General features: G+C 62.4%; 8 protein-coding genes and 1 pseudogene. 7 read left to right on the top strand and 2 right to left on the bottom strand.

The window, feature by feature from the left end:
• The coding region (locus PARJ55_RS24695) for a hypothetical protein (RefSeq protein WP_028714620.1) at positions 1-231 on the top strand (231 nt) is incomplete at its 5' end.
• Here PARJ55_RS24695 and PARJ55_RS0120280 read toward each other — a convergent pair.
• Positions 218-1,246, bottom strand: coding sequence for an IS110-like element ISPko7 family transposase (locus PARJ55_RS0120280; RefSeq protein WP_028714619.1), 1,029 nt, complete (start codon positions 1,244-1,246; stop codon positions 218-220). The genes PARJ55_RS24695 and PARJ55_RS0120280 overlap by 14 nt on opposite strands.
• 261 nt (positions 1,247-1,507) lie before the next feature.
• Between PARJ55_RS0120280 and PARJ55_RS0120290 the strand changes: the two genes are divergently transcribed.
• From PARJ55_RS0120290 to PARJ55_RS0120315, 6 genes are all read left to right on the top strand, one after another.
• Entirely contained in the window at positions 1,508-2,011 is a 504-nt protein-coding gene (locus tag PARJ55_RS0120290; protein WP_051416391.1) for a TRAP transporter small permease, read from the top strand.
• The gene (locus tag PARJ55_RS0120295; RefSeq protein WP_028714632.1) at positions 2,011-3,303 is read left to right on the top strand and encodes a TRAP transporter large permease; all 1,293 of its coding nucleotides are present in this window, start codon (positions 2,011-2,013) and stop codon (positions 3,301-3,303) included. The genes PARJ55_RS0120290 and PARJ55_RS0120295 overlap by 1 nt, the downstream gene beginning before the upstream one ends.
• Positions 3,304-3,484: 181 nt before the next feature.
• Positions 3,485-4,708: an NAD(P)/FAD-dependent oxidoreductase gene (locus tag PARJ55_RS0120300; RefSeq protein ID WP_028714633.1), complete on the top strand. Its 1,224-nt coding sequence runs from the start codon at positions 3,485-3,487 to the stop codon at positions 4,706-4,708.
• 19 nt (positions 4,709-4,727) lie between these two features.
• A complete protein-coding gene (locus tag PARJ55_RS0120305) occupies positions 4,728-5,042 on the top strand; it encodes a 2Fe-2S iron-sulfur cluster-binding protein (RefSeq protein ID WP_028714634.1) in 315 nt (104 codons plus the stop codon).
• Between the two features lie 265 nt (positions 5,043-5,307).
• Complete coding sequence (locus PARJ55_RS22775) at positions 5,308-6,492, top strand: DcaP family trimeric outer membrane transporter (protein WP_036714717.1); 1,185 nt, start codon at positions 5,308-5,310, stop codon at positions 6,490-6,492.
• A gap of 238 nt (positions 6,493-6,730) precedes the next feature.
• Positions 6,731-8,377, top strand: coding sequence for an electron transfer flavoprotein-ubiquinone oxidoreductase (locus PARJ55_RS0120315; protein WP_028714635.1), 1,647 nt, complete (start codon positions 6,731-6,733; stop codon positions 8,375-8,377).
• A 61-nt stretch (positions 8,378-8,438) separates the two neighbouring features.
• On the opposite strand, the pseudogene PARJ55_RS0120320 reads toward PARJ55_RS0120315, so the two are convergent.
• Positions 8,439-8,648, bottom strand: a pseudogene (locus PARJ55_RS0120320) (IS5/IS1182 family transposase); the annotation flags it as partial.

Genomic DNA, 8,648 nt, shown 5'->3' on the forward strand with positions numbered 1-8,648 from the left:
TTTGGCGCGGTGTCGGGTGCTGACATGTATCCGGCCTCTGGTGCGGCCGTCGTCGTGCCGCGGGCCCGCATGGTGTTCGAAGATCGGATCCAGATCAAAGCCGCGTGCTCGTTGGCACTCTGTTGCACACTGGTTCTCCCGATCCTGTCTCACGACTATTGCGCCAAGCTGCTCCTTGCCCTCTTACGCTCCGACCTCCTCGCGACTGACGGACGGCTTACGCCGCCGTAGCCGGAGCCTTGTAGACGCCACCCCGGGCCATCAGAGCCCAGACGATCCGCGCCATCTTGTTCGCCAGCGCGACCCGCACCAGCATCGGCGGCTTGCGCGTCAGCATCCCGCCCAGCCAAGTTCCCGGCCGGGCCGCAGCATGGACATGGCGTTTGATGATGACGCTGTTGGCGCCAATGATCAGGAGGCGCCGCAAAGACCGTTCGCCCATCCTTGTCGTGGCCCCAAGGCGCTGCTTGCCGCCTGTGGAATGCTGACGGGGTGTGAGGCCGAGCCAAGCCGCAAAATCGCGCGCCTTGCGGAACGTCTCGGGGGGCGGAGCCAGGACTGCGATGGCCGTGGCAATCAGAGGACCTATCCCCGGGACTGTCATCAGCCGCCGCGCCACCTCATTGTCCTGGGCACACCGGGCGATCTCGGTATCGAGCTTGCTGATCTCCGCCTCGAGATGGGCGAGGGTCGCGACCAGCACCTTGAGCGTGGGGATGGCATCGGCAGGCAGACCGCCTTCCGGATCTTCCACAATGGCAATCAGCTTCGACACGTTAGCCGCGCCCTGCGGCACGATCTTTCCGAACTCGCCCAAATGCCCGCGCAGGGCATTGATGGCCTGGGTTCTCTGCCGGATCAGCAACTCGCGGATGCGAAAGACCATTGCAGCGCCCTGGGTCTCCTCGCTCTTCACCGGCACGAAGCGCATCGTCGGGCGCTGCGCCGCCTCGCAGATTGCTTCGGCATCGGCCATGTCATTCTTCTGGCGCTTCACGAATGGCTTCACGTAGGCGGGTGGGATCAGCCGCACCTCATGCCCGATCTTCCCGATCTCACGCCCCCAGAAATGGGCGCCGCCACAGGCTTCCATCGCGACAACGCAGGCCGGAAGCTGTCCGAAGAATGCCAGGACCTGGTCTCTTCTCAGCTTCTTGCGCAGCACCGCCCGGCCCGCAGCGTCGGCCCCGTGAACCTGAAACACATTCTTCGCCAAATCGAGTCCGACCGTGATAATCTCAGACATGACCGCTCTCCTTTGTGGATCATTGCAGACCCACCTTGGCACACAGAGGCCGTCGGGGGGCGGTCACAGCATCAGAGCCCAACAGAGCCCATCTAGACGGAAAGCCTAGCTATTGAGAGGCATTTCGTATTTTACGGATGATTTTCACGTTCCTAGTTTCAACCGCTGAAGGTGCGATTATCGCCTCGGCACGAGCCGCGTAATACGTGGGCGATGCCGGCAGTACCAACTGGGGAGGAAAATCAATTGAGGGAAGAGACAATGACGAAGGGCCGGGACGCTCTTCTCTGGCTGGCAGACGCCCTGGCCGGGGCCATGCTCGTCGTCCTTACGGCCCTGACCTTCATAGATGTCGTGGGGCGCAACATCTTTGACCAGCCGCTGATCGGATCGAACGAGCTGACAGAGTACTCACTGGCTCTCGTGACTTTTCTTGCCTATCCGGTCGTGGCGTGGAAACGCCAACATATCGTTGTCGATCTGTTTGACGGCATTTCGCCGCGCTGGCTGATAACGCTGGAAAAGATCGTCAGCGATTTTCTGGGTGCGGCGCTGTTCTGCATCCTCAGCTATCGGCTCTGGTTGCAGGCCTTGCGGCTCGAGAGCTATGGTGATCTGACGCCTCAACTCTCGATTCCGATTTTTTATGCCTATTTCTTCATGTCGGTCATGAGTGGGGTGACCGCTCTGACCTTCGTCCTCTCCGCTTTCGCGCATCGCGCAAACGAAGTTTCTTCCGAACACGTCCTGGATGAGGTGGTGTGATGCTGGCGGCAGGTATCGGTTTTCTTGCAGCCTTTGCGCTGATCTTCCTGCGCACGCCCGTTGCAGTGGCGCTGGCACTGGTGGGGTTCGGCGGCTACTGGGCTCTTCTCGGGCTGCCTCAGGCAATGACCATGACCGCGCTGACGGCCAGTGGTCACACCTTGTCCTATAGCCTCTCGGTCATTCCGCTGTTCGTGCTGATGGGTAACCTGATCTGCGGCGCGGGGATTTCATCCGATCTCTATCGTGCCGCGGAGGCTTTCGTGGGCCGCTATCGCGGCGGCCTGGCCATGGCCACTATCGGTGCATCCGGCGGTTTTGCCGCGGTTTCCGGCTCAAGCGTCGCAACGGCGGTGACCATCGGAAAGATCGCCATTCCGTCGATGCGGTCCTTTGGCTATTCGAACGAGCTTAACACCGCCACGGTGGCCTCGGGGGCGACGCTGGGCATCCTGGTCCCGCCCAGCGTCATCATGGTGATTTATGGCGTGCAAACCGAAACGAATATCGGCATGCTATTCGCGGCAGGCATCATCCCCGGTCTCTTCGGCATTCTTGGCTATGCGCTTGCGGTGGCCTGGGTGGCATCGCGCAATCCTGCCGCTGCGCCCAGTGGACGGCCCTCGACCATGACGCAGAAACTCTCGGCATTGCGGCGGACTTGGCTGGTGGCAGCGCTGTTCATCGTCGTTCTTGGCGGGATCTATGGTGGTCTGTTCACCGCGACCGAAGCCGGCGGGATCGGTGCGACAGGTGCCTTCGTGATCGCCCTGATCCGCGGCGTGAAGCTGCCTGCCTTTGCCGAGATCCTGCGCGACAGTGCGCATACCACCGGCATGCTCTTTGCTCTGGTGATCGGTGCAAGCGTCTTTGGCGAGTTCATCAACCTTACCGGAGCCGACAAGTCGCTTCTGGCATTCATCACCGAGAGTGGATTTTCCGCCACCGGCACGTTGCTCACCATCCTGCTCATCTATCTGCTCTTGGGTTGTGTGCTGGAAAGTCTTGCTATGATCCTGCTGACGCTGCCGATCTTCTTTCCGATCGTGATGGGGCTTGGTTATGATCCGGTTTGGTTCGGGATCGTCGTCGTGATGATGGTGGAATTGGCGCTGATTACCCCACCGCTTGGAATGAATCTGTTCGTGGTACGAGCGATTGCCCCTGACGTGCCGCTGGGGACCATCATGCGCGGCATCGTGCCTTTCGTCACGGTGGATATCATGCGCGTGGGTCTGATGGTTCTGTTTCCGATCATCGTCACCTGGCTGCCTTCGCTGCTGTTCGACTGACCAGCCTGCCGGATGCAATGTCCGGCGGCATCAGCACCGGACATCCGCCTCAGGTCCATTCGCAGGAAATATTGGATCAGACGCAAGCGGACATCCTACACTCCAATCAATAAGGTTGCTTTATCGTTTCTGTCGATCACCACAACCGATGGGAACACGTCACTGGGAGGAAGGTTGGTCCATGGAGCAGACCTGTATCATCGTCGGGGCAGGTCATGCCGGGGCGCAACTTGCGGCAAGTCTGCGGCAGGAGGGATGGACCGGGCGTATCACGATGGTCGGGGATGAACCTTGGCTGCCCTATAACCGCCCTCCTTTGTCCAAGGCCTATCTTGCGGGCGAAAAGACCTTCGATGAAATCCTGATTCGCCACGCTGAATTCTATGAACGGCAGGGGATTGAACTGGTGCTGAATGCCAGTGCTTCCAGCATCGACCGCCCGCATAAGGCAGTAGTCCTTTCGGATGGCGCGCGGCTTGCCTATGACAAGCTCGCATTGTGCACGGGCGCGCGCGTGCGGCGTCTGCCGGAAGATGGTTTCGATAATGTGCTTTATCTGCGCAATCGCAATGATCTGGAGGCGCTGCGGGTCTACCTGCGGGATGGTGCCCGCGCTGTCATCATCGGCGGCGGCTATATCGGCCTGGAAGCCGCGGCGGTACTTCGCAAATTCGCCGTCTCTGTTACGGTAATCGAGGCCGCGTCACGGGTTCTGGCACGTGTCACCGCGCCGGAACTGTCGCAGTTCTATCAGCGCGTCCATGCTGAGAAAGGCGTCGAGATCCTTACGGGCTGTGCCATTGCCGGGCTGGTTGCGGACGCAAAGAAGCCGAACCTTGCTGTCGGGCTTGAACTGGACAATGGGCGCAGCGTCGATGCGGATTTCATTGTCGTCGGGATCGGCGTGGTGCCCAATACCGAACTGGCCGAAGCCGCCGGGTTGGAAGTTTCAGGGGGGATCGTCACCGACATTTGTGCCCGGACCAGCGATCCCGACATCTTTGCGGCGGGCGATTGCACGGTGCATCCAGTCAAGGATTTCGGTACGCTTCGCCTGGAATCCGTAGGTAATGCCGTAGAGCAGGCGAAGGCGGCTGCATCCGCGATCTGCGGCAAGCCACGTCCCGATCATTCGCTGCCATGGTTCTGGTCGGATCAGTACGATCTGAAGCTGCAAACGGCGGGTATCAGCACCGGCTATGATCGGATCGTCATGCGAGGCGATGCAGAGGCGAGTGCCAGTTTCGCAGCGTTCTATCTGCGGCAAGGCCGTTTGATCGCGGCCGACTGTGTCAATAGGGCATCGGAATTCTTGCTGTCGAAAAAACTCATTGCCGAGGGGCGCGAGATTGCGCCCGAACAACTGGCCGATGACAGCCGGCCATTCAAGGAGATCGTGGCCTGAGTGCCGCAAGGGGGGAGTCATGATCAAGATCACGTTTCTCAATTCAGCGGGCGTTTCGACTGAAGTCGAGGCTCATCCCGGCGATACTGCCATGCAGGTTGCCGTGGACAATCTGGTGCCAGGGATCGCGGCCGAGTGCGGCGGAGCTTGCAGCTGCGCTACCTGCCATGTCGTCGTCGACTCCGACTGGATTGAGTTGGTCGGATACGCTGAGGATATGGAAAAGGATTTGCTGGAATCCTTGGACGGTGCCGGTGAGAACAGTCGGCTTTGCTGTCAAATCGAACTCACCCGCGTATTGGATGGGCTGATATTGCAGGTTCCGCAAAGCTGAATGCGATAGCTGGCTGTAACGATGACTGCCTGCGGCCGATGATCTTTCTGGTTTTTCCGACCCGGTCAGCCTTCAAGGTTCGGCTCGAGCGGGTGATGGCCTCGGACTAAGGCCAGCGGGATGTCCGGCGGTCGCCGGCATCCCGCACAAAACTCAACGACATGACGAACCCGGGGTGCGGGCATCCCGGTGGTCCTGCGCGGCTCCGGGCCAGGGGGGTCGCATGCGCAAACGCACTGGCATCACACCAAGAGGGAGGATCAAGATGACGACCAAATGGACGAAGGGACGAAAGACCGGCCTGCTGGCCGCGGCGCTTCTGGGCTGCGGCGCGGCGGGCGCATCGGCACAGGATCTGGCCGCGCTCGAGGCGCGGATCGCGGCGCTCGAGGCGGAAAAGGCCGCCGCGCCGGCGGTGACGGCGGGGCCGGGGGTGAAGCTGTCCTTCTATGGCTTTACCAAGCTCGACCTGGTCGGCGACAACAACTATGACCTCGGCTATACGACCGGCGGCATGGCCAGCGTCGGGGAGAGTTCGGTGCAGGACGGAGGCAGCGGGGCGACGGCGTTCGAAAGCCGGCTGGGCGTCAAGGGCAGCATCGACACCGAGATCGGCGAGGTGAAGTTCAACCTCGAGGGCGATTTCTACGGCGCGGCCAGCGGCAGCGGCAATTTCCGCCTGCGTCACGCCTATGGCGAGGTCGGGCCGTTGCTGGCCGGGCAGACCTGGACGAACTGGATGCCCTTCGAGGGCACGCCCGGCGCGATCCAGGACTTCAACGGTGCGGCGGGCGGCACCAACTACCGGGTGCCGCAGCTGCGCTATACCTTCCGGCCGAATGAGCAATGGCGCCTGTCCCTGGCCGTCGAGGAAGACTACGCCCCCGGCGCGCAGTCGAATCTGGCGCTGTCCGCTTTCGGCGGCTATGCCTCGCCGCGGGTGAAGGCGGGCCTGGGTCTTCTCGCGCGCAATCTGGAGACCAATGCCGGGGAGAGCGTGCGCGGTCTCGGCTATGCGCTCGGCGCGGATGTCGAGGCCTGGCAGGGCGGCAAGCTGCAGGTGCAGTATGTCGGCGGCAAGGGGATCGCGACGGCGATGAACAACGCCGGCGCGGCAACGATCGACATCGCCACCGGCGGGAAATACGCCTATGATATCGATGCCAATGGCGATGCGATCAAGGTCCAGGGGCTCAAGGCCGGTATCACCCAGACGCTGGGCGAGAAGAGCGACATCTCGGTGGCCTACGGAATGCAGCGCTTTGATGACTATGCCGGTGCGGCGGACAGCGGAACGAGACAGATCAGCTCGACCTACCTCACCTATCGCTACTTCGCCACCAAGCAGCTGATGCTGGCGGCGGAGGTCAGCTATCTGGAGCGCGAGCAGTTCGATGGTGTGAGCTTCGACAACACCCGCCTGCAGGGCGTGGTGAAGTTCACCTTCTGAAGCGAAGCGGGGCCGCCCAAAAGGGCGGCCCTGTGAGGGCAGAAGGCAGAAGATATTCGGGATCGCCGCTTGTGCCTTGTCGGAGACCTGTTCACCACCGCCCCGAAACTCACCGGAAAACTCTGAAGTTCACCGTTTACCAAATTTATCCGGGGCATCCATGGCCGTGGGGAGGGGAGGCAGAACCTACCAACCCCCGTGCTGTAAGCTCACCTGACAGCCAGAAGGACCCTATTGCATGTCCGAGATCGAACGCGAGTCGATGGAATATGACGTTGTGATCGTGGGCGGAGCAGCGAGCGGGCTGTCGGCGGCGATCCGGCTGAAGCAGGTGAACCCCGAGCTTTCCGTGGTGCTCTTGGAGAAGGGCTCGGAGATCGGCGCGCATATCCTCTCGGGCGCCGTCCTGGACACCGCCGGTCTCGACAAGCTGATCCCGGACTGGAAGGACAGGGGCGCCCCGGTCACCACCGAGGTGAAGGAGGACAATTTCTACATCCTCGGCCCGCATGGCCAGGTCCGCGTCCCGAACTGGCCGATGCCGCCCCTGATGAACAATCACGGCAAATACATTGTCTCGATGGGCAATGTCTGCCGCTGGCTCGCCGAGCAGGCCGAGGCGCTGGAGGTCGAGATCTTCCCCGGCATGGCCTGCTCGCAGCTGGTCTACGAGGGCGACCGCGTGGTCGGCGTCGTCGCCGGCGAGATGGGGCTGAACGCCGACGGCACCCCCGGCCCGGCCTACGAGCCCGGCATGGAGCTGCGCGGCAAATACGTGCTGATCGCCGAGGGCGTGCGCGGCTCGTTGGCCAAGGAGCTGATCGCGAAATACGACCTCTCGGCCGGTCACGAGCCGCAGAAATTCGGCCTCGGCATGAAGGAGATCTGGGAGATCGACCCGGCCAAGGCCCGCCCCGGCACCGTCACCCACACCATGGGCTGGCCCTTGGGCAAGAACGCCGGCGGCGGCAGCTTCATCTATCACCTCGAGGGCAACCAGGTGTTGGTCGGCTTCGTCGTGCACCTGAACTATGCCAACCCCTATCTCTATCCCTACATGGAGTTCCAGCGCTTCAAGCACCATCCGCTGGTCGCGGAGCTGCTCGAGGGCGGCAAGCGCGTGGCTTACGGCGCCCGCGCCATCTCCGAGGGCGGCTGGCAGTCGATCCCGAAACTGACCGTGCCGGGGGCGGCGCTCTTGGGCTGCTCGGCCGGGCTGGTGAACGTGCCGCGCATCAAGGGCAACCACAACGCCATGCTGTCGGGGATCGCCGCGGCCGAGGCGGCGGCCGCCGCCATCGCCGCGGGGCGCGCGGGTGACGAGTTGGCCGAATACGAGGCCGACCTGCGCTCCGGCCCCATCGCCCGCGACCTGAAGCCGGTCAGGAACGTCAAGCCGCTCTGGTCGAAGCTGGGGCTCTGGGCCAGCCTCGCGCTCGGCGGCTTCGACATGTGGGTGGCGAACCTCACGGGCTGGAACCCGCTGGGGACGTGGAAGCACGGCAAGACCGATGCGCAGGCCACCGGCAAGGCCGCGGATTACCAGCCCATCGACTACCCGAAGCCGGACGGCAAGCTGAGCTTCGACCGCCTCACCAACGTGGCGTTTTCCTTCACCAACCACGAAGAAAGCCAGCCCTGCCACCTGAGGCTGCACGATCCCGCGATCCCCATCGCGGTGAACCTGCCGGTCTATGCGGAACCGGCGCAGCGCTATTGCCCGGCGGGGGTCTACGAGGTGCTGGACACGCCCGACGGCCCGAAGTTCCAGATCAACTTCCAGAACTGCGTCCACTGCAAGACCTGCGACATCAAGGACCCCAGCCAGAACATCGACTGGACCACACCCCAGGGCGGCGACGGGCCCAACTACCCGAATATGTGAGAGTGCGGGCTCTGTTGCACAAATCGGCTGATGGCCGGGGTTCCCCTTTCCCCGGACAGACTTATCCCACGGGCTCTGTGACAGGGATGCCGAGCGCGGTGTAGCCGTTCAGAACGGCGATACGGACCTGAAGCTCCGCGACCTGTCGGTCGAAGTCCCGCGCCATGAGGCGCTGCCCCAGCAGTTTCACACAGTGCATCTTCGTTTCGACGCGGCTTCGGCGGTGGTATCCGCTCCATCGTCGCCAGAGAGCACGACCGAGGTATTTCGA

It is taken from the genome of Paracoccus sp. J55 (assembly GCF_000513975.1).
GTDB lineage: Bacteria > Pseudomonadota > Alphaproteobacteria > Rhodobacterales > Rhodobacteraceae > Paracoccus.

What these genes read in the sequence shown, in the direction of transcription:
- PARJ55_RS0120280 (WP_028714619.1), bottom strand. Translation starts at nt 1,246, where the DNA reads ATGTCTGAGATTATCACGGTCGGACTCGATTTGGCGAAGAATGTGTTT.
- PARJ55_RS0120295 (WP_028714632.1), top strand. Translation starts at nt 2,011, where the DNA reads ATGCTGGCGGCAGGTATCGGTTTTCTTGCAGCCTTTGCGCTGATCTTC.
- PARJ55_RS0120305 (WP_028714634.1), top strand. Translation starts at nt 4,728, where the DNA reads ATGATCAAGATCACGTTTCTCAATTCAGCGGGCGTTTCGACTGAAGTC.
- PARJ55_RS22775 (WP_036714717.1), top strand. Translation starts at nt 5,308, where the DNA reads ATGACGACCAAATGGACGAAGGGACGAAAGACCGGCCTGCTGGCCGCG.
- PARJ55_RS0120300 (WP_028714633.1), top strand. Translation starts at nt 3,485, where the DNA reads ATGGAGCAGACCTGTATCATCGTCGGGGCAGGTCATGCCGGGGCGCAA.
- PARJ55_RS0120315 (WP_028714635.1), top strand. Translation starts at nt 6,731, where the DNA reads ATGTCCGAGATCGAACGCGAGTCGATGGAATATGACGTTGTGATCGTG.
- PARJ55_RS0120290 (WP_051416391.1), top strand. Translation starts at nt 1,508, where the DNA reads ATGACGAAGGGCCGGGACGCTCTTCTCTGGCTGGCAGACGCCCTGGCC.